Here is a 21,106-nt window from a genome sequence, read left to right on the forward strand (position 1 = left end):
GCCTGTCGTCGGAGTTGACCAGGACAGCGCGAAGTGGACATTTTTCTTGCTACATCGAAAGGTGGACATTATCTTGCTGTCGACGAAGAGTGTCATGTAGTGTCCGGGGCGACATTCGATGAAAAACTGGGGAGTTTTCCTATGAACATGTGGAAAAACGTTGCCGTTACCGTGGGTGCGGCGAGCATCGCCATGACTGTCGTCGCCGGGGGCTCCGCTGAGGCGGCGCCGCGTGCCGAAGCTGCCACGGCCATCGCGACCACCTGTGATGGCCTTCCGGCTGTCGCGAAGCCGTCGAACCAGGTGATGTTCTACGGTTCCTACAGCTGTAGCGACATCGGGGACAAGTCCGTCGAAATCGATGCCTATGTGGACGGAAAATTCGTCGGCAAGACCAAGAAGATCTGCGGCGGTGTTGAAGGAAATCCCAGTAACATTTGCGAGGGTACGCCGTACTATCTGAACGACGGACCGGGCGTTCAGCTCTATTGCTCGATCGTGCACGCCCAGTACCTCAACGGTCCCATCAGCGAAACCAAGGCCTGCAACCGCTACTGAGAAGTCACGTCAAGTCGAGTACGAGCAAGGACTTCGCGCGCCAACCGCGCAACGCACGGCAGAGGCCCCCGGCGAACGAACTGCCGGGGGCCTCTGCTGTGGTGAGGGCGCGTGACAGCGAGGTGCGCACGGCCGGAGTGACCGCCGGGTCGCTGTCGTTCGAGCGCAATTTCCGAGTGCGGGTCCGCAATCGAGCGCATGGGCTCTGCGCGGGAACGTGCCTAGCCTCGGGGCGTGCTGGAAATCGAACCGTTCAAGATCGACTTTCCCGACCGCGACCTGGAAGAGCTGCGGAACCGTCTCGACCGCGCGCGGTTGCCGGAGCGGGAAACGGTGCGAGGGCCGTCGCAGGGTATCGAGCTGGACCGGATGAGCGCGCTGCTGCGGACCTGGCGCCGGTACGACTGGCGGGAGCGCGAGCGGCAGTGGAACGCGATCCCGCAGTACCGCGCTCGCGTCGACGGGCTGCGGATCGCGTTCTGGCACGTGCGTTCGCCGGAGCCGTCGGCGGTGCCGCTGGTGCTGACGCACGGGTGGCCGGGGTCGGTGCTCGAGTTCGAGGAGGTGCTCGGACCGCTCACCGACCCGGTCGCGCACGGTGGGTCCGCGGCCGACGCCTTCCACGTGGTCGTGCCTTCGTTGCCGGGGTTCGGGTTCAGCGACCGCCCGCGCGAACCCGGCTGGCACCCCGGCCGCACCGCGCGGGCGTGGGCGGAGCTGATGAGCGCGCTCGGCTACGAGCGGTTCGGCGCGCACGGCGGGGACTGGGGCGCGTTCGTGAGCACCGAGCTGGCGCGCCTGGTGCCGGACCGCGTGCTCGGGCTGCACCTGACGATGCCGCTCGCGTCCCCGTTGCCGGAGGACCGCGCTTCGCCGACCGAGGCGGAACAGCGCATGCTGGACCGGCGCGACCTGCACCTCGCGGACGGGTACGGCTTCGGGTTGCTGATGGGCACCCGCCCGCAGACGCTGGGGTACGCCCTGCTCGATTCACCGGCGGGGCTCGCCGCCTGGCTCGGGGAGAAGTTCGCCGCCTACGCCGACGTCCGGCCGGAAGCGGGCGGCGGACTGTCCCTTCGGCAGCAGGTGGACGGCATCGCGCTGTACTGGCTGACCGGGACCGGCGCGTCGAGCGCGCGCTGGTACTGGGAAGCGATGCGGTGGGTGCCGCGCGGCGCGGAAGAGGAGAACGAGCGGCCGGTGACCGTGCCGACCGCGTGCTCGCTGTTCCCCGCCGAACCGTGGCCGACGGCGCGCCGCTGGGCCGAACGGCGCTACCGCGATCTCCGCTCGTGGCACGAACTCGACCGCGGCGGCCACTTCCCCGGCCTGGAGCAACCGGACCTCCTGGTTACCGAACTGCGAAAGGCGTTCCGGTCGTTTCGGTCCACATGAGACCGGTTAGGCACATCGGCCATCCGGCTGATCTCCGTCCCCGATCCACCGGGGTTGTCCACCGGCAGGCCGGAATGGACGGCTCATCGGACGATACCGGCGATCCACCGCCTCACTAGCTTCGGATTGCCCGGTTCCCGGTGGAGGTGGACGGTCGATGAAGCAGTCCGTGAAGACGAAGGTGCTCGTGGGGATCGCCGTGCTCATCGTGATGGGAGGTCTGCTCGCCGCGATCGGCTTGAACGGCGGTTTCGGGGACAGCGACTGGGAAACCGGGTGCGGAGCGGTTCCGGCCGACGCGGCGGACGAGCACGCGAGCGCCGTCGCCGAAGCCAGGAAAGCGTTGCTGAGCAACGGGAACGACCCGCGGCTCGGGATCGAGGTCGTCGATCTGGGCGCCTGCGCGGTGAAGCTGAGCTGGAAGGCCGATCAGGCGCAGCCCACCGCGTCCGTGGTGAAGCTGCTCATCGCGCTCGACCTGATGGACCGTTCCGGGGTGCCGTCCGGCAGCGAGGCGACGGCCGTGCAGGCCATGCTTTCGGCCAGCGACGATCGCGTCGCCAGTCGCTTGTGGACACAGCAGGGCGGGACGGCGATCGTCCGGCGGCAGGCCAGGAAACTGGGGCTCACGCACACGACGCCCGCCTCCGACGAAGGCCAATGGGGCTCCACGCAGATGTCGCCGACCGACGTCATCACGGTCTACCGGCACATCACCGCCGGACTGTCCGACAAGGAACGCGACTTCGTCACCGAGGCGATGGAAAGCGCCCCGCGCAACGCCGCCGACGGTTTCGACCAGTACTTCGGGATTCCGCGCGCGTTCGAGGGCTCGGACTGGGCGGTGAAGCAGGGCTGGGGCAGTTCCGATGGCAGGCGGGTGTTCAACACCACGGGCCTGGTCCGCACCGCGTCCCGTACCTTCGCCGTCGCGGTGATGGGCTCCTGGAACGAAAGCGTCGACCGGACCGTCGCCTCCACGGCGCTCACCACCGCGACCGGTGCGCTCAAGGCGTCGCTCGCCGGAACCAGCCACTAGTTCGGTAGTTCGGCCCAACGGCTGGTGTCGGCGCAGGCGGTGAAACCGAACCTGGCCGCGGCGGCACCGGCTTCCTTCGCGGACTCCTTGACGATGGAGTACTGCATGGCTATCACCATGTCGGAACCCGGCCTGGCGTTCTGCAGCCGTCCGCCCAGTTGGCTCAGGTCCTGCGACAGCGCGTCGAGCTTGCTCAGCCACGCGTCCAGGTCCGGTTTCCCCGATTCGGGTGCGGGCATGCCGTTGGCCTGGTCCTTCAACCCGGCGAGCAGCTTTTTCCGTTCCTCCGCCACTTTCTGGTCGCCGGAGCCCCCGCTGAGCGCGAGGTCGCCGGTGAACCGGCCGGTGACTTCACCGCATTTCGCGTCGAGGCTCTCCCGCAGTTCCTCCTTCGGCGAGGACGAACATCCGGCGAGGACGAGCACCAGCGCGGTACTCGCGAGGAGTCGGTGGCGAACTGAGCGGTGAAGGACCATGCCGGGAGTTTCCCAGCGTGCCACGGGGAGGGGTCCCAGTTGGCCGGAAGGCGCCGGCGGATCAGGAGTGCGCCACCCAGTCCGCGAGCTGGGCGCGGTTGGTGAGGCCGAGCTTGCCGAGGATCCGGCTGACGTGGGTGTCCACCGTGCGGATCGAAATGACCAGCCTGGTGGCGATTTCGCGATTGGTGAGTCCGTGCGCGACGAGCCTGGCGACCTGCGTCTCGCGTCCCGTCAACGGGCCTGCGGGGAGTTCCGGGGGCAGTTCGTCGTGCACGGCGTAGTGGATCGCGGCCGCATGCGGAAGCGTCTGTCCTTTTCGGACCGCGGCTTCGAACGGGGCGTCGCCGAGTGCCTTCCTCGCCCGCTCGGTCCCCGCCCGGTGCCATTCCGCGTCGAGCTTGCCGTGCCTGGTCAACGTGCTTTCGTCGGAGTAGATCGACTCGGTCACGCCGAGCAGCACCGCGGCGCGCTCGTGCCGCTCGGTCAGCGACGCCAGCCACGCCAGGGTTTCCAGGCACAGCGAGCCGATGAACGCGTTGTCCAGTTCCGCGGCGGCCCGCAGCCCGCCGATGGCCGCTCGTTCCGCGTCGCCCGGATCGCCGGCGACCGCGTTGGCGCGGGCGAGCAGCATCAACGCCGTGCCCCGCTGGTAGTACTCCTGCCGCTGCTCGCAGAACCGCGCGATCCGCGCCAGCTCGGCGAGTCCGGTGGCGGTGTCGCCGGACATGGTGGTCGCCGAGGCGGCCGAGCCGAGCATCGTCAGCCGCGGGCCCCGCAGTCCGTGCCGGTCGAACACGGCCGCCGCCGTTTTCGCGTCTTCGACGATGCCGTCGGCGGCGTTCCGGACGACCGCGACGATCACGCGAGCCCATGCCGCCCACGCGCCCGCGAGTTCGTCGCCGCTTCGCTCGGCGAGCCGGTCGACCTGGTCGAGCAGGCCGGCCGCGGCGTCCTGGTCGTTGTGCACGACCGCGAAGATCGCGCTGACCGCCATGGCGGGTACCCGGTCCGGCGCGTCCGGGGGCGCCACTTCGAGCGCGCGGGTGATCCAGATGCCGAGTTCGGCGTCGAAACCGCGGACGGCGAAGTAATCCCGGAGCTGCCACATCATCCGCAGCGCGGTGTTGGCCGTCTCGGGCCGCTGGAGGCAGAACGTGATCGCGGCGCGCAGGCTGGGATGCTCGCCGCGCAGCCTGCGAACCCAGGCCACCTGGCCAGGTCCCACCCAGTCCTCGGCGAAGGAATCGGCCAGCCCGGCGAGCCACCGCAGGTGGCGCTGCTGGAGCCGGGTCAGATCGCCGCTGCCTTCCAACCGTTCGAGGCCGTACTCGCGCAGCGTTTCCAGCAGCCGGTAGCGGACAACGCCGTCGTGCTCGGCCCAGTTCAGGACGGACTTTTCCACCAAGCCGTCGAGTAGTTCGAGGAGGCCGGCCGCGTCGATCCCGTGCCCCGCGCACACGTGCTCGGCGGCGCCGAGGTCGAACGACCCGACGAACACGGACACGCGTGCCCACAGCAACTGCTCGGCGGCGGAGCACAGGTCGTAGCTCCAGTCGATGGTGGCCCGCAGCGACCGGTGGCGCTCGGCGACCCCGGCCGACTTCACCGCGAGCAGCCGGTCCGGACGCCGGTGCACCCGGTCGGCGATCTGCGCGGGGGACAGCGCCCTGATCCGGGCGGCGGCCAGTTCGATCGCCAGCGGCACCCCGTCCAGTTGCCGGGTCACCCGCACCACCGCGGCGAAGTTGGCCGGGGTGACCCGGAACGACGGCAGCACCGCGCGGGCGCGATCGGCGAACAACCGCACCGCGTCGTACCGGGCGGCGTGCTCGGGCGAGCGGTCGGCGCCGGAGTCCGGCACCGGCAGCGGCGGCACCGCCATCGTCCGCTCGCCGGGGGTTTCCAACGGCCGCCTGCTGGTGGCCAGCACCACGACTTTCTCGGTGCCCTCGACGATCGCGCGCACCAGCTCGGCGCACGCGGTGGCGAGGTGCTCGCAGTTGTCCAGCACGAGCAGGAGCTGCCGGTCGCGGAGATGGCCCAGGACGGTTCGGTCGCTGGGTTCGCGCAACCCGAGTTCCGCGCCGACCGTGTTCGCCAGCAGTGCGGGTTCGGCCAGTTCGCCCAGCGGCACGAACACTGCGCCGTCGGCGAACTCGTCCGCGACCTCCCGCAGCACCTGCGTCGCCAGCCGGGTCTTGCCGACGCCGCCGGTCCCGGTCAGCGTCACCAGCCTCGACTCGGTCAGCAACTGCCGGACTTGCACGGCCTCCCACTGGCGGCCGAAGTAGGTGGTCAGGTGGCTCGCGGTTCCGTCCACAATGGCGCGAACTCCCGGGTCTGAGCAGGTGGCGAGGGCTCCAGGACGGTACGCGGACGGCCGGGGCCCCGCAAGTGGAGCGCCTGCCGGAGATCCATTGTGGACAATGGGCTGGCTCGCAAGCTCCGTTACCGGAAGCAGTACGAAGAGCCAGCAAGGGTGGTTGTTCGGGCAGGGGTGCGGCCTGTTCCCTGGTTGGCGCCCCGGCCCGGGTGAAGACTGGCCCGGTAGCGACCCTTCGGCACCGCGAGGAAGGAAATCATGCGCAAAATCCTGGCAGGGACGGTTATCGGGTTCGGCGTGCTCCTGGCCACCGCGACCTCCGCCTCGGCTTCCGATCTGCACTACTCCGGCCACCACTACCCCAGCTACGACTCGTGCGAGGCGGGTTACCGCGATCTCGTCGGCAACACCCCGATCGACCAGCCGCACGAGTGCCGCTGGAACCCGGTCGGCGTCTACGAGCTGTGGTGGTCGCGCTGATGAAGCGGCGCTGACGAATGCGGATCTCCTGGGACCGCTGGGCCGTGCCCACCGTCACCGGTGACGACGAGTTCGAGGTGACCTTCGGCGTCGGTTACGCGCAGGCCATGACGAACGCGACGCAGGTGCTGGAGAGCTACGGGATCGCCAGGGGCACGGCCGCGGCGCTGTGGGGGCCGCGGTTCGTGGGGGAGGACGTGTTCGCCGCCGAACTGGGGCTGGCGGAGCTGACCGACGAGTGGTTCCGCGCGCAGGCGCCGGAGACACTGGCCAGGATCGCCGCCTTTTGCGACGGCTTCAACGAAGCGTGCGCCGACGACGAGTCCCGCGGCACGAACCGGCGGCAGGCGCTGCCGGTGACGCCGCGGGACGTGCTCGCCAGGACCGTGCGGCTGTTCACCACGTTCTCCACCGCCGACCCCGGCGGCCTCGCCTTCTCGCCCACCGCGTTCGCGGAGAAGGCCGGGTCCAACGGGTGGGCGGTGTCCGGGAAGCGGTCGTCGACGGGCAACGCGCTGCTCGTGATCAACCCGCACCTGATGTGGACGGGCGACCAGCGGTGGTTCGAGGTGCGGGCGATCTCCCCCGGCCGCGACTTCCACGGGGTCGCACTGCTGGGACTGCCGTGGCAGAGCATGGGGTACAACCCGGACGCGGGGTGGGGGCACACCATGAGCCCCATCCCGAACCGGTCGGTGTACGACGTGCCCGTCCGCGACGGCCGCTACCTCTTCGACGGGCAACACCGTCCCGTGTGGACGGTCGAGCACGAGATCGAGGTGCTCGGCGAAGACGCGATCACGGTGCTGGAGCGGCGAAGCGTGCACGGCCCGATCGTGACCGCGCCCGACGGCGCCGACGTCGCGGTGCGCGTCGCCGGGGTCCTGCACCACCCGGCGACCGCCGCGCTGGAGGGGTGGTGGCGGATGTCGTCGGCGAGCGGCGTCGACGAACTCGTCGCCATCGGAGACGAGCTGCCGCTGCCGATGTTCAACCTGGTCGCCGCCGACGCGCGCGGCTCGATCGCGGCGAGGTACTGCGGGACGCCCCCGGTGCGCGCGGCGGGCACGTTCGACGACAGCCGCCGCCGGGTGCCCGGTGACGACCCCCGGTACCTCTGGGACGAGGTCCACCCGGCGAGCGCGATGCCGCGCGTGGTCGACCCGGCGTGCGGGTGGGTGCAGAACTGCAACGAAACCCCTTGGCACTACACGGTTCCCCCGCTCCCGCAGGACGACTACCCGCCCGCGATCGCCCCCGGCCCGTGGCAGGTCGGGGAGCTCCGCTCGCTGGTTTCCCGCGGCTGGCTCGCGGAACGCGACACGATCAGCCCGCGGGACCTGCTCGGGTTGAAGTTCGGCAAGCGCGCGCTGCTGGCCGATATCGCACTGGACGACCTCTGCCGCGCGGCCTCGGCCCACGACGACCTCCGCGCCGCCGTATACGTGCTGTCCACATGGGACCGTCGTGCCCATCACGACAGCCGCGGCTACGTGCTGTTCTGGCTGTGGGCGCTGCTCAACGGCCCCGCGCTGGCGGACTGGTCCTTGTTCACCCCGGCCGCCGAGCCCGGCGCCGTCCCGAGCGGCCTCGCCGACGCGGCGGCGACCCTGCCCCAGTTGCGCGTCGCCGTCGAGACGCTGACCGGCTTCGGCCTGCCGCTGGACGTGCCCATCGGCGAAATCCACCTGCTCGACGGCGCGATCCCCACGGACGGCGGATCGGGCGCGCTCGGCATCCTGAAGTCGTTCGAACTCACCCTCGCCGGCCGCGGGACCGACGTGCTGCTCGGCGACACCTGGATCTCGCTCGTGCGGTTCGGCGCGGACGGCCGGACCACGGCGGACAGCCTGCTCGTCTACGGGAACACGACCGAACCCGGTGCGCCGCCGTCCGAATCGCAGTACGAGCTCTGGGCCGACGACCAGCTCCGCGTCTCCCGGTGGAGCAGCACCCCGGAACCGCACCTCGACGCCATGCACCGCTGAAAGCCGCACATCGCCTGCCACCCGCCGAACCGTCCACTCGAGAGTCTTTTACGACAGCGGACGGGATACATTCGGGAAGATGTTCGCGCGCGGCCTTGACGGGAACTGGGCGCTCGGGGCAGCCGACTACCCTTCTGGATGTGCGGCGACGGCCAGGTGGAGGTGACGCGGGGTGAACGAGGTGGTCCGCAGGCTGCCCGTCGGCGCGGCGCGGCCGCGGCGTTCGATGGCCGACCGCCTCCGGGACTTCCGCCACGAAGGGTTCGTCGGGCGCGGTGACCAGCGCCGGATCTTCGCCGCGGCGCTGCGCGGTGACCACGACGCCGCTCGTGTGCTGCTGGTGCACGGCCCCGGCGGGATCGGGAAGTCGGCGTTGCTGCGGCGGATGGCCGACGACGCCGAGGAGCTCGGGCGCACCGTGGTGCGGGTGGACGGCGAATACGTGCTCGCCTCCGCGGCCGCGTTCGAGCAGCACGCGGGCGCGGTGCGCGCGATGGACCGGCCGGTGCTGCTGGTCGACGGGTTCGAGCACTGCCAGGCGCTGGAGACGTGGCTGCGCGAGGACTTCCTGCCCACGGTGCCCGAGGACGCGGTCGTCGTCGTGGCCGGTCGGCGCCGCCCGGAGCCGCAGTGGACGCTGGACCCCGGCTGGCGGCACCTCGTGCGGGCGATCGCGCTGGAACCGCTGTCCTCGGCGGACGCGGACGCGCTGCTGGCCGATCGCGGGGTGTCGAGCGCGCTGCGGTCGAAGGTGACCGAGTTCGCCGGCGGGCACCCGCTTGCGCTGTGCCTCGCCGCCGAGACCGCGAGCACGGACACCTCGGTCGACGAAACCGAGTGGGAGCCCGGCCCGCACGTCGTCGAGACCCTGCTGACCCGGTTGATCGACCGGGTGCCCTCGGCCGCGCACGAGTACGGCCTGCGGGTGTGCGGGCACGCGCGCCACGTCACCGTCGACCTGCTGCGCACCGGGCTGGACGAGCAGGACGCGCTCGCCGTGTTCGACTGGCTCCGCGGCCTGCCGTACGTGGAGCCGGGCCCGCACGGGCTGGTCGCGCACGAACTGGTCCGCGACGTGCTGGACTCTTCCTTCCAGTGGCGCGACCCCACCGCCTACGCCGAGCTGCACCTGCGCCTGTGGCGCCACCTCGGCGCGCGGGCGCAGGCCGCGACCGGGGAGGCCGCGCCCGTGGTGGTGTCGGAACTGCTGTACCTCAACCGCTACGCCAATTCCGCGCACGCGACCATGCAGGAACCGCATATCGAGCCCCTGTTCGTCCGGGAGTACGTGCCGGAAATGCGGGCGAAGGTGCTGCGCCTGGCACGCGAGGACCGGGACGACGAGCACGCGCGGCTGGTCGCTCACTGGCTCGATCGCCAGCCCACCGCGTTTTCAATCTACTGCCGGGCGGGCGATCTGGAACCGGTGGCCTTCTTCGCGTGGCTGCGCCTGCGCCCGGAAACCGAAGGCCGGCACGACGATCCCGCGCTCGGCCCGGTGACGGAGTACCTCGAACGCACCACCCCGATCCGCGCCGGGGAGCACGTCGGCGTCGCCAGGTTCATGGTGCCCACGCCCGCCGCCGACCGGCACGTGACCGGCGCGGACCTGCACGCCACGCGCATCTCCATGGAGTCGATCCAGCAGCCCCACGCGCTCATGGTGACCTTCCAGCTGTTGCCGCAGGCCGAATCCTTCGTCCCGGTGCTCGAAGCGTTCGACTTCTTCCTGCTGCGCCTGGTGCCGGAGGTCGGCGACGGGGGCTGGGGGATGTTCGTGCACGACTGGCGGGAGATCTCGGTCGCGGAGCACATGGAGCGGGTGGTGCCCGCGATCGGTGCTGTCCGGCCCCCGGTCACCGTCCGCGAGGCGGCGCCCCGCGCGGCCGCGGCACCGATGTCCCGCGAGGACCACGGGACCGCGGTCAAGCAGGTGCTGCGCGACTGGCACGACGAGGACGCCGTCGCCGCGAACCCGCTGGCCGGGGTGTACGGCGACGTCGGCGCCCTGCGCGAAGCCGTGCTCGCCGCTGTGGACGCGCTCGGGAACGACGCGCGCCAGCTGAACCAGCAGCGCGCGGTGCGGGCCACCTATCTGGAACGGCCGACCACCCAGGAGGCGGCGGCGAACCGCCTCGGCCTCCCGTTCGGCACCTACCGGCGGCATCTCCGGTCCGGTTTGGACCTGCTGTGCGACGAACTGCGCAGCCGCGGCGCCTGAAACCCCCGGAAACGACGAATGGCAAGGAGCGATACTCCCTGCCACTGTTTAACGTATAGCAGGGCAGGGGGCTTGCCGCAAGACCCGGTGCGTACCGCACACTCTTCCGGCCGAAGCCGGAACGACAGGGGTGGGAAGTAGCGAATGCGCGACAACGACAGCGGTGCGGTGCTGGACTTCCAGGAGATCGACCGGAGCCTGGTCGCACTGGTCGGGGGGAAGGGCGCGAACCTGGGTGAGCTTTCGCGGGTCGACGGCGTGCAGGTGCCGGACGGCTACTGCGTGACGACCGGGGCGTTCCGGCGGGTGCTGGCCGAGGCGCCGTCGATCGGCGACGCGCTCGACGGGCTGGCGCGCCTGGACCCGGGAGACCGGGAGGCGATCCGCGCGCTGAGCGCGGAAGTCCGCGGTGCCATCGAAAGCGCCCCCGTCCCCGACGACCTGGCCGAGGAGATCACCCGCCCGCTCGCGAGGCTCGGCGCGGAAGCCGCCTACGCCGTCCGATCCAGTGCGACCGCGGAGGATCTGCCGTCCGCCTCGTTCGCGGGCCAGCAGGACACGTACCTGAACGTGGTGGGGCGCAAGGAGATCCTCGGCCACGTCCGCCGGTGCTGGGCTTCGCTGTGCACCGAGCGCGCCGTGACCTACCGCCTGCGCAACGGTTTCGACCATCACAAGGTCCACATGGCCGTGGTCGTGCAGCGGATGGTCGATTCGGAGGTCGCCGGGATCCTGTTCACCGCGGACCCGGTCACGTCGAACCGGAGGATCACCACCGTGGAGGCCAGTTTCGGCCTCGGCGAGGCATTGGTCTCCGGGCTGGTGAACGCGGACGTCTACCAGGTTCGGGACGGCGAAATCGTGGACAGGACGATCTCCGCCAAGAACCTGGCGATCCGCGCCGTGCCGGAAGGCGGGACGCGGGAACGCGAGATCGAGCCCGAACTGCGGGAGCGGCAGGCGCTGACCGACGCGCAGGTGGTGCGGCTCGCGGAGCTGGGCAGGCGGATCGAAGCGCATTTCGGCCGCCCGCAGGACATCGAATGGTGCCTGACGGGCGACGGCTTCCAGATCGTCCAGAGTCGCCCGATCACGACGTTGTTCCCCGTCCCGGAGACCGGAGACGAGGACAACCACGTCTACCTTTCCGTCGGCCATCAGCAGATGATGACCGACGCGATGAAGCCGCTCGGCCTTTCCGTCTGGCAGCTGACGACCCCGCGGCCGATGGCGGAAGCGGGTGGCAGGTTGTTCGTCGACGCCACCAAGATGCTGGGCGCGCCGACGAGCCGCGACAAGTTCCTGGAGATGTCGGAAACATCCGATCCGCTGACCGCGGACGCGCTGCGGACCGTTCTCGACCGCGGCGACTTCGTCCCGTCGCTTCCGGACGGGGACCAGAGCATGAAGCTGCCCGGTGAGGGGCGGGAACCGATCGAGACCGATCCGGCGATCGCGGCCGAGCTGATCGCGAACGGCGAGGAATCCATCGCCGCGGCGAAACGCGGCATCCAGGGGAAGTCCGGGGTCGAGCTGTTCGACTTCATCATGGCGGACTTCGAAGAGCTGCGGCGGATCCTGTTCGATCCGCGGAGCCACCAGGCGATCATGGCCTCGATGGACACCACGTGGTGGCTCAACGAGAACCTGCGGACGTGGCTCGGCGAGGAAAACGCCGCGGACACGCTCACGCTGTCCGCGCCCGGCAACGTCACCTCGGAAATGGGGCTCGCGCTCCTGGACGTCGCGGACGCGATCCGCCCGCACCCGGAGGTGGTGGCCTTCCTGCGGACCGTCGAAGGCGACGACTTCCTGGACGAACTGGCCGGGCTCGACGGCGGGCCGGAAGCGCGTGCCGCGATCGAGGGCTACCTCGACAAGTACGGCATGCGGTGCGTCGGCGAAATCGACATCACCCGGCCGCGGTGGAGCGAACAGCCCGCCGCGCTCGTGCCCGTACTTCTCGGCAATATCGACAACTTCGAACAGGGCGCGAGCGAACGGCGTTTCGAGGAAGGGCGCGAGGAGGCGGAGAAGAAGGAGCAGGAAGTGCTGGCGCGCCTGCGAATGCTGCCGGACGGCGAGCGGAAAGCCGACGAAACCCAGCGGATGATCGACCGCCTGCGCACCTACGTCGGTTATCGGGAATACCCGAAGTACGGCATGATCAGCCGCTACTTCGTGTACAAGCGGGCTCTGTTGGAAGAAGCCGAGCGGCTCGTCCGCGACGGTGTGCTCGATGACCGCGAGGACATTTTCTTCCTGCGGCTCCAGGAACTCCACGAGGTCGCGCGCACCGGGAAGGCGGATCACGACCTGATCCGCGAACGCAAAGCTGCGTTCAAGACGTACGAAACCCTTACGCCACCCCGAGTGCTCACTTCGGACGGCGAAGCCCTTGTCGGGTCGTACCGGCGAGAGGACGCGCCCGAGGGCGCGCTGCTCGGCCTCCCGGTCTCCACCGGAACCGTCGAAGGGCGCGCCAGGGTGGTCCTGGACATGGCCGACGCCGATCTCGAAGCGGGCGACATCCTGGTCACCGCCTACACCGATCCGAGCTGGTCGCCCCTGTTCGTCACGGCGGCCGGGCTGGTGACGGAGGTGGGCGGCCAGATGACCCACGGCGCGGTCGTCGCCCGCGAGTACGGCCTGCCCGCCGTCGTGGGGGTGCCGGACGCCACCCGCCTGGTCGAGGACGGGCAGCGGATCCGGGTCGACGGCACCACCGGGTACGTGGAAATCCTGTCGTAGCCGCTCAGTCCACAGTGGACAAGTATGCCCCTGTTCGCGTGCTGGTCCACTGTGGACGGCCATGGCGGAGTTCGCTAGGCTCGCGCGCATGGTTTCGGTACTGCAGAACGTGGCGATCGACTGTGCGGACGCCTATGCGCTGGCCCAGTTCTGGAGCGGGGTCACCGGCCGCCCGCTGCACCCGGACGACAAGCCGGGTGAGCGGGAGACCCAGGTGCTGCTGGCCGAGGGCCCGGTGCTGCATTTCAACCAGGTGCCCGAGGGCAAGGCGGTCAAGAACCGGATCCACCTGTGCCTGCGCCCCGAGACCTCGCGGGATCAGGAGGTGGAGCGGCTGCTGGGCCTCGGCGCCACCTTCGTCGCCGATCACCGGAACCCCGACGGGTCCGGCTGGGCGATCCTCGCCGACCCCGAGGGCAACGAATTCTGCGTGCTGCGCAGTGAATCCGACCGGGCCGCCGCGCACTCGTGACTCTCAGATCCTACGCGACCGGCAACCGCGTCGGCCCGAACGCCGAGGGTGTCATGAGGCGCGCGGCAGCGCGAGCCAGTCCTGCCAGGTGATGTCGCGGCCCAGAAAACGGGGCTGCCGGAAGGGCCAGTCGGCGGCGATCCACCGCGGCACCAGCGCGTCGAGCGCGCGCTCCACCTCACCGCCGACGAACTCGTCCACCACCCACCACGCGACCTCGCCGTCGGCGCCGGTGCGCTCGGGCGGGTCGATGTAGACGCAGCCGATGATCGCCGTCTCCTCCTCGTCCAGCAGCGCGTAGTTGAACGACTGGTGCGCGGCTATCTCCTTCTCGTGCCGTAGCAAGTCGATGCGGTCCTCTTCATAGGTCATCGTCTCCTTGGGCCAAGCCCAGGCGGGACCGAAGATCTCCCACAAGCGTTTTCGGGAGCCCATCACGGCGGGGTAGTCGAGCGCGGTGTCCGCCTCCCGGATCGGCCGCAGGTGAAACGCGGTGTCAGGCACGGGGACGTGGACGGGGTGGACGAAGTCGTCCGGCAGCCAGCTCATGAGACCCGAGGCTACCGCCGGTCGGCGCGCACTCGCGAAGCGTTTAAGGCCGGATCTCGTCCCACGTCACCGGCAGCCGCGTCGGCCCGAACACCGAGGTGTCCTTCCGGAACTCGATTTCTTCCAGCGGCCCCGCCAGCCGCAGCGACGGGACGCGGCGCGGCAGCGTGGCCAGCACCGCGGTCAGTTCGAGCCGCGCGATGTGCTGGCCGGGGCACTGGTGCGGGCCGTGGCCGAAGGCGAGATGCGGGCCGCGCGGCCGCGTGACGTCCAGCCGTTCCGGTTCGGTGAACCGCGCCGGGTCGTGGTTGGCCGACTGCGCCGCGGCCACCACGTAATCACCCGCCGCGACCGGTGTTCCGGCGATCTCGGTGTCCACGGTCGCGACCCGGAGCATGCCGGACCCGATCGCGAGCAGCCGCAACGTCTCCTCGGCCGCGTTCGGCGCCAGCGCGGGATCGTCGCGCAGCGCCGCGAACTGCGCGGGATCGTTCAGCAGCGCCAGCACGCCGTAGGTGATGGCGCGGGCCGTCGTGTCGAACCCGGCGGCGAGCAGCGCCGCCGCGATCTTCGTCAGCTCGAGTTCGGTGAAGGGCTGCTCTGCTTGGCGCGCCTTCGCCGCCATCACGCTGATCACGTCCTCGCCAGGGTGCCGCATGCGCTCGACGACCAGGGTGCGCAGGTAACCGAACAGCGAAACCTGCACCGTGGCAAGGTCTTCGACCGCCGTCGTGCCGTCGAACAAGGTCTCCGCTAGGTTCGCGAACACGGATCGATCGGCTTCGGGGATGTCCAGCAGCTCGGCGATCACCGACGACGTCAGCGGGTTGGCGAACCGCGCGTGCAGATCGGCGGGGCCGGCGGTTTCGCCGGTCAGGTCGTCCAGCAGCTCGTCGACCCGCCGCTGGACCACCGGCCGGAACAGCTCGGTGCGCTTGACCGTGGTGACCGCGGGCCCCATGACCCGGCGGAAGCGCAGGTACTCCGCACCGTCCATCCGGTGGAAATCGCCCTCCTCGACCGGCGCGTCCGGCGGCTGGTTGGCGAGCAGGTGCCCGGCCATCCCGCTGCGCGAGCTGAACCGCGCCGGGTCGCCGAGCACTTCGCGGACGTCGTCGTACCGGGTGACCAGCCAGGCTTCGATCCCGGTCGGGCACAGCACCCGCGTCACCGGTGACCGGCGCCGCAACTCGGCCATTTCGGGCGAGGGCCCGAACGGGCAGGCCCGCTCGTCCGGCAGCGGCAGTGCGCGAATGTCGGAAGGGGAAGGCAAAACGGCTCTCCTGTCCAGGTCGGCTCCGCTTCCCACCTTGCCCGCGATCCACTGTGGAAGCCAGGCCGACGCTCCGTAACCTGGCACTCCGCCACCAAGATTGGCCCAGGAGCGCAAACTTCCGTGAACCGCTGTTCAGTGGGACACCTGCGCTCGGCCACGTCCTTCCCCTCGTCCCGCTCATGCGAGCGGCGGCGGTCACGCCGTCGGACTTCTTCTGACGAGCGCCGGATTCCGGGAGGCGGTCAAGTACTCCTGACTGGGATTAAGGCTGGCGAAAATGTCCGGCGGGAGGGCCATACGGCGTCATCCTCTACCACGCTTGGCCGCGAGCCAGTCGCCAGAAACTCGTGCAGCCCGCGGCGCACGGTGGTCATCGGCACCTCAACGTCCGCCGATACCTCGGACACGGTGCCCATGTAGACATACTCGACCAACTCGTCAACGCTGGCATCGCCCTTCGTGCTTCCACCATGCTCATCGTGGTAGGTGATGAAGCCGAGCGTCTTGCCGAGTCCCACTTCGAGTACGGGATAACCGCTGATGCCCTTGATGCCCACCTGGATCATTTGGCCGAACCGGTTGCCCTTGGTCTCTTCCAGCACGCGATCGAGCAATTGGTCGAGCTCGGCCGCGGTATCCACCACGATCGGCGGATCACCCGGGCCGAGGTCGTTCTCGGGTTCTTGGTCGTACCAAATTTCTAGCTCGACCACTTGCTTCCTCCCCGGAAGGTCTTGCGGTAGTTCGGCCCGTGCACGGGCGGTTGTTCAGCACCACGTCCGTGTGCTTGGTGCCTTGGTTCACCATGCGGGCGGCAAGCTTCATCTCCACATGATCGGTGACAGCTGGTCGTCTGCTCGGCGACAGCCCCGCGGCTTGCAGTTGATTCCAAGCTTCTTCGGCGTCGGCATCTCGTCCGCTGGTGAGCTGCCGCGTTTGGCCATCGACAGGATGCGACGCATATATGCTGACGTTGGCCAGGTCGCTGTCAGTTGCCCCAAATTCCGCATCCGCCCCGATCGTAAGAAGCCTGGCTGGAAAGAGATCCTCCGGCTCAAGGAAGAGTCGATCGTGAAGCGAAATCTGACACCCTTATCGCGCATTCCGGTTCGTTATGGCGGAAGCGGAAACACGGCCCACCGGGACCGCGCGAGGGAGATCGCCGCCGACCGTCCCGAACCCCGCCGCGGTGCTCGCGGCGATCACGAACTCCTGGTGGCGGCAAGGCAGCGGGCGAATTCCCTGGCCCGAGGCCGGGTCAGTCGCGACGCCGTGACGCGGAGACCCGGCGTCGCCGTGCTCCCCGGTGGCATGAACAGCGAGCCGTCCCGGACCGACCAGCCCGCTTCGCGCAGCGCGCCGACCGTGGCGGCCGGGCCTTCCGGTACCGGCACCCAGACGTTGAACCCGTCGGTGGGGAACGGGGTTTCGACGCCCGCTTCCGCCAGCTCGGCGCGGAGCGCGTCCACGCGGTCGGCGTAGCCGCGGCGCGCGCGGTCGAACACCGCGGCCGCATCGTCGGATTCGAGCAGTTCCGCCACGAGCTGCTGCAACAGCCTGCTGACCCAGCTCGCGCCGGGGCGCAGCCGGGCGGCGAGCCGGTCCGCGGTGTCCACATCGGACGCCACGACGGCGACCCTGAGATCGGGGCCGAGGAACTTCGCCACCGAGCGCACGAGCGCCCAGCGCCGCGTCACCGGCGGCGTGGCCCGGTGGTAGGCGGTGCGGGAAACCGCGGAGAAGTGGTCGTCCTCGAGCACCAGCACCTGCGGGTGATCCGCCAGCACGGACCGGAGTTCCGCGGCCCGCTCCGCGGTCAGGCTGACCCCGGTGGGGCTGTGCGCGCGTGGCGTGAGGAGCACCGCCCGCGCGCCCGCGTCCAGCGCGGCGCGCAAGGCGGCCGGGTGCATGCCCTCGGTGTCGACCGGGACGGGTGCGGCCCGGAAACCGTTGAGCCGCACCGTACCCGCGCTCGCGTAGAAGCAGGGGTCCTCCACCGCGACGAGGTCGCCCCTGGTCAGATTGGCGACGAGCAGCCGCTCCACGGCGTCGACCGCGCCGTGCGTCACCGACACCTCGAACGGGACGTCGAGCTGCGGCGCGCAGGAGGCACGCATCCAGCGCGCCAGGCGGGGTTCGACCGCTTCGCTGCCGTACATCCGCATCCGGTACCCGAGCCGGGACAGCGCCGCGTCGACATCGGGCAGCAGCGCCGGATCGGGGTTCCCGCTGGAGAGGTCCACCAGCCCGGCGTTCGCGGCCGCTTCGCCTGCCAGCGGGGAAGGGGAGGTGATCACCGTGCCGTGCCTGCCGCGGGTTTCGGCGACGCCCGCGGCGGCGAGCAGCCGGTAGGCCGCGGCGACGGTGTTGCGGTGCACTCCGAGTTCCGCGGCCAGCTCCCGGATCGGCGGAACCGGATCGCCTGGCCGGAGCCCGCCGGAACCGACCAGGTCGCGCACGCTCGCGGAGATCTCCCCCGCGGTCGTCCCCGTGATCGGCTGGTCCGGCACCGGCCAAGTATGGCACGTGACATTGCCGCGCCCGCCCCGTACGGTGTTTGTCACGTGACAAAGTCAAGGAGTCGCGGGGGCGCCCGCGCGGAACAGGAGCACGGATGACCGCCCTTTTCACCGGCCTCAGCGCGTTTCCGCTCACCCCGGTCACCGAAGACGGGGTCGACGAGGAAGCGTTCACCGGACTGGTCGCCAGGTTGCATCAGTCCGAAGTGGACTCGATCGGCGCGCTCGGGTCGACCGGCAGCTACGCCTACCTGTCCGTCGGCGAACGCGCGCGGGTGGCGGACTTGGCCGTGCGAGCCGCCGACGGCACCCCGGTGATCATCGGCATCGGGGCGCTGTCCACCGCGGATGTGCTGAGCAACGCCGAAAACGCCCAGAACGCGGGGGCGAGCGCGGTGCTGCTGCCGCCGATGTCGTACCAGCAGCTCACCGAAGACGAGGTGTACCGCCTCTACGCGGAGGTCGCCGCCGAACTCTCCGTTCCGCTCTGCGTGTACGACAATCCCGGCACCACGCACTTTTCCTTCACCGAGGAACTGCACGGCCGGATTGCCGAGCTGCCGAACGTGGCCGCGGTCAAGATCCCCGCGACCCCGGCGGAACCGCTGGCGGCGCGGGAACGCGTGCGGGCCCTTCGACAGCGGATTCCCGACCACGTCGCGATCGGCGTGAGCGGGGATTCCGCCGCGGCCGGCGGCCTGCTCGCGGGCTGCGACCTCTGGTTCAGCGTGCTGGCCGGGCTCTGGCCCGAACCGTGCCTCGCCATCGCGCGCGCCGCGCAGCGGGGCGACGCCACCGAAGCCCGCCGCCGCTCCGAACGGCTCACGCCGCTCTGGGACCTGTTCGCCCGCTACGGAAGTGTGCGCGTCGTCGCCACGATCGCGGAGCGCACCGGCCTCGCCCCGGCACCGAACCTGCCCCGCCCGCTGCGGTCACTCACCGGCGAAGCGGCTACCCGGCTCGACGAGGCGCTCCGCGCTGTCGAGTACGCCGCGCCGCGGTGACGAGCCGGAAATACGGCACGAGGAAGAAATAGACCCGCCGCGACCGCCAGTCCGAGTGCGGCCGTGATCGTCCGCGGGCGCACCGGCCGACGGTAAGGGCGTCTTCCGGGGACGCTCACCGCCGCCCGGTGGTCGCGTCGATCAGCTCGTGGGCGAGGTCGAAGCGGACGCCGTCGGGATTGGTCAGCTCCTTTTCCTCGTACCAGGCGCTGTCCGCCTCCGGGTGCGGCCCGCTCACCCCGACCCTGCCCTTGCCGTACCGCGCGACGACGACAGCGGGCGCGCCGGTGTCGTAGGTGGCCAAAACGTCGGCGTCGGCGCCCTTGTCGAGCACGAACGCGGGGCCGTCCTGGAAGTACATGTGCCGCCGCTCGCCCCGCCAGTCCACCGCCACCACGGTGTCGCGCTCGTCGGGCACCGAAGAGCCAGGAGAGCCCGCGTACCCCTTGGTATCCCCCGGCAGCAGGTCGAAACCGGGCTCGCGCCCGGCCAGGTAGGCGCCGAAGCAGAGCCCGAGGTAGCTGCCGCCCTCACGGACCCAATCGCGGATCACCTCGGCGGAGCCGCTCAGTTGCCGCCAGGCGGATTCGAGGTCGGCCCCGCCACCGGGTTGGACATAAAGATCGGCCTCGGCCAGCGTCGCGGCCGTCAGATCGCCGGGGCCCACGAACCGGACCTCGAACGGCCGGGGTGCCTGGCGCAGCAGGGCAGCCACCGACGGCGCGCAGTCGGTGCAGCCCTGCGGTCCGTTGTAGACCAGTGCGACGGGATTTCGCTCGCCTGCCTCCGATCGGCCGCACCCGGCGGCCAGCAGGGCGGCGGCCGGGAGCACGCCGAAGAGCAGCCTGCGCCGGTCCACAGTGGTCGGACGAGTGCCCATAGTCTCCTCCAGGCTCAAGTGGCGGGCGCGGTGGTGAGCATCCAGTCGCTGAACGCGGCGTAGCGTTCGGCCGACTCGGCGGCCCCGACGGCGTACTCGATCGCGGTGGAATGTTCGCGCACCTTCTCGAAGCGGGCGCGGCGAACGCTTTCGTAGCGGGCGAGTGCGTCGGCGGAGCCGCTCGCCAGTTCGGCCCGCAGGACACCAGCGTCCTCGATGCCCAGTGTGCCGCCCGCCGCGAGATGCGGGGAAAGGCCGTGCGCGGCGTCACCGATCAGCGCGACCCGGCCGGTGGTCCAGCGGGGCAGCTCGGGCACGAGCATGATCTGGTTTTCCAGTACGGCCTCTTCCGGGGTCGCGGCGATCAGCTCCAGCAGCTCGTCGTGCCAGCCAGACTCGGCCACGTGGCGGGCGCGCCGCAACGCCCGATCCCGTTTGCTGCCCGATAGTTCACCGGAATCGAACTGGGCGACCCACCACATCGTCTGTCCTTTCGCGACTCGCGTGTACCCGCCCCTCGTGCGTTCCCCGCCGATGGTGACCATCGTGCCCTCCGGCCGCTCGCCGCCGGAGGGCACCACCGCACGCCACGCGTAGTTGCCCTCGTGCTCGACCGCCGCGCTGCCGGGCACCATGGCGGCGCGCACGTCGGAGTACACCCCGTCCGCGCCGATCAGCAGGTCCGCCCGCAACCGCTCGCCGCCGAGGTGCACCTCCACCCGGCCGTCGTACTCGGTGTAGCCGGTGACGTGCGCGCCGAGGCGGATCCGGTCCCTGCCCGTGGTATCGGCGAGCAGGGTGGTCAGCTCCGGGCGCGGCACCATCAGGAACCGGTAGGCGGACGCGTCGTAGCCCGCCGCGCGCTTCGGATTCCCGGCGGCGTCGTAGAACCACGCGTCGGTGGGCTCGCCGAGGCGCCGGACTTCGTCGCCGATGCCGAGTGTGTCGAACTCCCGCAGCGCGTTCGGCCACAAGCCGATACCGGCACCGACGGCCCGCACGCGCGGCGCGTGTTCCAGCACGGTGACCTCGTGCCCGAGCAGCCGCAGCGAAGCCGCGGTGGTGAGCCCGACGAGACCGGCCCCCACGATCACAGTGCGCATCATTCGTTCCTTCCGGTGGTGTCTCCTCACCAGCCAATAGCGGAAAACGGATGACTTCAAATGCATGGT

The 21,106-nt window shown here is 70.3% G+C and carries 18 protein-coding genes; 9 read left to right on the forward strand and 9 right to left on the reverse strand.

The annotated features are described in order from the left end of the window. Positions 1–33 precede the first annotated feature (33 nt). The 3 genes from HUW46_RS22155 (at position 34) to HUW46_RS22165 (ending at position 2,992) form a co-directional block, all read left to right on the forward strand. Positions 34–558: a hypothetical protein gene (locus tag HUW46_RS22155; RefSeq protein WP_215549089.1), complete on the forward strand. Its 525-nt coding sequence runs from the start codon at positions 34–36 to the stop codon at positions 556–558. A gap of 237 nt (positions 559–795) precedes the next feature. Further along, on the forward strand, positions 796–1,953 hold the full coding sequence (locus HUW46_RS22160; RefSeq protein WP_215550035.1) for an epoxide hydrolase family protein: 1,158 nt from the start codon (positions 796–798) through the stop codon (positions 1,951–1,953). A 157-nt stretch (positions 1,954–2,110) separates the two neighbouring features. Then, positions 2,111–2,992, forward strand: coding sequence for a serine hydrolase (locus tag HUW46_RS22165; protein WP_215549090.1), 882 nt, complete (start codon positions 2,111–2,113; stop codon positions 2,990–2,992). On the opposite strand, the gene HUW46_RS22170 is transcribed toward HUW46_RS22165, so the two are convergent. Then, on the reverse strand, positions 2,989–3,468 hold the full coding sequence (locus HUW46_RS22170; RefSeq protein WP_215549091.1) for a hypothetical protein: 480 nt from the start codon (positions 3,466–3,468) through the stop codon (positions 2,989–2,991). The genes HUW46_RS22165 and HUW46_RS22170 overlap by 4 nt on opposite strands. A 61-nt stretch (positions 3,469–3,529) precedes the next feature. Beyond that, positions 3,530–5,791: an ATP-binding protein gene (locus tag HUW46_RS22175; protein WP_215549092.1), complete on the reverse strand. Its 2,262-nt coding sequence runs from the start codon at positions 5,789–5,791 to the stop codon at positions 3,530–3,532. A gap of 261 nt (positions 5,792–6,052) precedes the next feature. On the opposite strand from HUW46_RS22175, the gene HUW46_RS22180 reads away from it, so the two are divergent. The 5 genes from HUW46_RS22180 (at position 6,053) to HUW46_RS22200 (ending at position 13,706) form a co-directional block, all read left to right on the forward strand. After that, positions 6,053–6,274, forward strand: coding sequence for a hypothetical protein (locus HUW46_RS22180; RefSeq protein WP_215549093.1), 222 nt, complete (start codon positions 6,053–6,055; stop codon positions 6,272–6,274). A gap of 17 nt (positions 6,275–6,291) precedes the next feature. Next, positions 6,292–8,262: a penicillin acylase family protein gene (locus HUW46_RS22185; RefSeq protein WP_215549094.1), complete on the forward strand. Its 1,971-nt coding sequence runs from the start codon at positions 6,292–6,294 to the stop codon at positions 8,260–8,262. 172 nt (positions 8,263–8,434) lie between these two features. After that, the gene (locus tag HUW46_RS22190) at positions 8,435–10,483 is read left to right on the forward strand and encodes an AAA family ATPase (RefSeq protein WP_215549095.1); all 2,049 of its coding nucleotides are present in this window, start codon (positions 8,435–8,437) and stop codon (positions 10,481–10,483) included. Between the two features lie 144 nt (positions 10,484–10,627). Beyond that, positions 10,628–13,234 carry a rifamycin-inactivating phosphotransferase gene (gene rph, locus HUW46_RS22195; RefSeq protein WP_215549096.1) on the forward strand — a complete coding sequence of 869 codons (2,607 nt, stop codon included), beginning with the start codon at positions 10,628–10,630 and terminating at the stop codon, positions 13,232–13,234. An 88-nt stretch (positions 13,235–13,322) separates the two neighbouring features. Further along, positions 13,323–13,706, forward strand: a complete 384-nt coding sequence (locus tag HUW46_RS22200; RefSeq protein ID WP_215549097.1) for a VOC family protein — start codon at positions 13,323–13,325, stop codon at positions 13,704–13,706. A gap of 51 nt (positions 13,707–13,757) precedes the next feature. Here the strand turns inward: HUW46_RS22200 and HUW46_RS22205 are convergent, their stop codons facing one another. The 5 genes from HUW46_RS22205 to HUW46_RS22225 form a co-directional block, all read right to left on the reverse strand. After that, positions 13,758–14,255 (reverse strand): GNAT family N-acetyltransferase, encoded by a 498-nt coding sequence (locus HUW46_RS22205; protein ID WP_215549098.1) that lies wholly within the window; start codon positions 14,253–14,255, stop codon positions 13,758–13,760. A gap of 43 nt (positions 14,256–14,298) precedes the next feature. After that, entirely contained in the window at positions 14,299–15,528 is a 1,230-nt protein-coding gene (locus tag HUW46_RS22210) for a cytochrome P450 (protein WP_215549099.1), read from the reverse strand. A 245-nt stretch (positions 15,529–15,773) separates the two neighbouring features. Then, on the reverse strand, positions 15,774–16,244 hold the full coding sequence (locus HUW46_RS22215) for an Imm1 family immunity protein (RefSeq protein ID WP_215549100.1): 471 nt from the start codon (positions 16,242–16,244) through the stop codon (positions 15,774–15,776). Next, the gene (locus HUW46_RS49060) at positions 16,186–16,614 is read right to left on the reverse strand and encodes a DddA-like double-stranded DNA deaminase toxin (protein WP_215550036.1); all 429 of its coding nucleotides are present in this window, start codon (positions 16,612–16,614) and stop codon (positions 16,186–16,188) included. Before HUW46_RS49060 ends, HUW46_RS22215 begins: the two co-directional genes overlap by 59 nt. A gap of 119 nt (positions 16,615–16,733) precedes the next feature. Further along, positions 16,734–18,041: an aminotransferase class I/II-fold pyridoxal phosphate-dependent enzyme gene (locus tag HUW46_RS22225; RefSeq protein ID WP_215549101.1), complete on the reverse strand. Its 1,308-nt coding sequence runs from the start codon at positions 18,039–18,041 to the stop codon at positions 16,734–16,736. A gap of 104 nt (positions 18,042–18,145) precedes the next feature. Here HUW46_RS22225 and HUW46_RS22230 point away from each other — a divergent pair, with 104 nt between their 5' ends. Further along, positions 18,146–19,054 (forward strand): dihydrodipicolinate synthase family protein, encoded by a 909-nt coding sequence (locus HUW46_RS22230; protein ID WP_215549102.1) that lies wholly within the window; start codon positions 18,146–18,148, stop codon positions 19,052–19,054. A 115-nt stretch (positions 19,055–19,169) separates the two neighbouring features. Here the strand turns inward: HUW46_RS22230 and HUW46_RS22235 are convergent, their stop codons facing one another. Together HUW46_RS22235 and HUW46_RS22240 are read right to left on the reverse strand one after the other, a co-directional pair. Next, the gene (locus tag HUW46_RS22235; protein WP_215549103.1) at positions 19,170–19,934 is read right to left on the reverse strand and encodes a BPL-N domain-containing protein; all 765 of its coding nucleotides are present in this window, start codon (positions 19,932–19,934) and stop codon (positions 19,170–19,172) included. A 14-nt stretch (positions 19,935–19,948) separates the two neighbouring features. After that, on the reverse strand, positions 19,949–21,103 hold the full coding sequence (locus HUW46_RS22240) for an FAD-dependent monooxygenase (RefSeq protein WP_331477289.1): 1,155 nt from the start codon (positions 21,101–21,103) through the stop codon (positions 19,949–19,951). Positions 21,104–21,106 lie beyond the last annotated feature (3 nt).

Source organism: Amycolatopsis sp. CA-230715, assembly GCF_018736145.1.
Taxonomy (GTDB): domain Bacteria; phylum Actinomycetota; class Actinomycetes; order Mycobacteriales; family Pseudonocardiaceae; genus Amycolatopsis.

Excerpts from the sequence above, each read along its gene's own strand:
- HUW46_RS22165 (WP_215549090.1), top strand. The coding sequence starts at position 2,111 with ATGAAGCAGTCCGTGAAGACGAAGGTGCTCGTGGGGATCGCCGTGCTC.
- HUW46_RS22170 (WP_215549091.1), bottom strand. The coding sequence starts at position 3,468 with ATGGTCCTTCACCGCTCAGTTCGCCACCGACTCCTCGCGAGTACCGCG.
- HUW46_RS22180 (WP_215549093.1), top strand. The coding sequence starts at position 6,053 with ATGCGCAAAATCCTGGCAGGGACGGTTATCGGGTTCGGCGTGCTCCTG.
- HUW46_RS22185 (WP_215549094.1), top strand. The coding sequence starts at position 6,292 with ATGCGGATCTCCTGGGACCGCTGGGCCGTGCCCACCGTCACCGGTGAC.
- rph (WP_215549096.1), top strand. The coding sequence starts at position 10,628 with ATGCGCGACAACGACAGCGGTGCGGTGCTGGACTTCCAGGAGATCGAC.
- HUW46_RS22200 (WP_215549097.1), top strand. The coding sequence starts at position 13,323 with ATGGTTTCGGTACTGCAGAACGTGGCGATCGACTGTGCGGACGCCTAT.
- HUW46_RS22205 (WP_215549098.1), bottom strand. The coding sequence starts at position 14,255 with ATGAGCTGGCTGCCGGACGACTTCGTCCACCCCGTCCACGTCCCCGTG.
- HUW46_RS22230 (WP_215549102.1), top strand. The coding sequence starts at position 18,146 with ATGACCGCCCTTTTCACCGGCCTCAGCGCGTTTCCGCTCACCCCGGTC.
- HUW46_RS22235 (WP_215549103.1), bottom strand. The coding sequence starts at position 19,934 with ATGGGCACTCGTCCGACCACTGTGGACCGGCGCAGGCTGCTCTTCGGC.
- HUW46_RS22240 (WP_331477289.1), bottom strand. The coding sequence starts at position 21,103 with ATGCATTTGAAGTCATCCGTTTTCCGCTATTGGCTGGTGAGGAGACAC.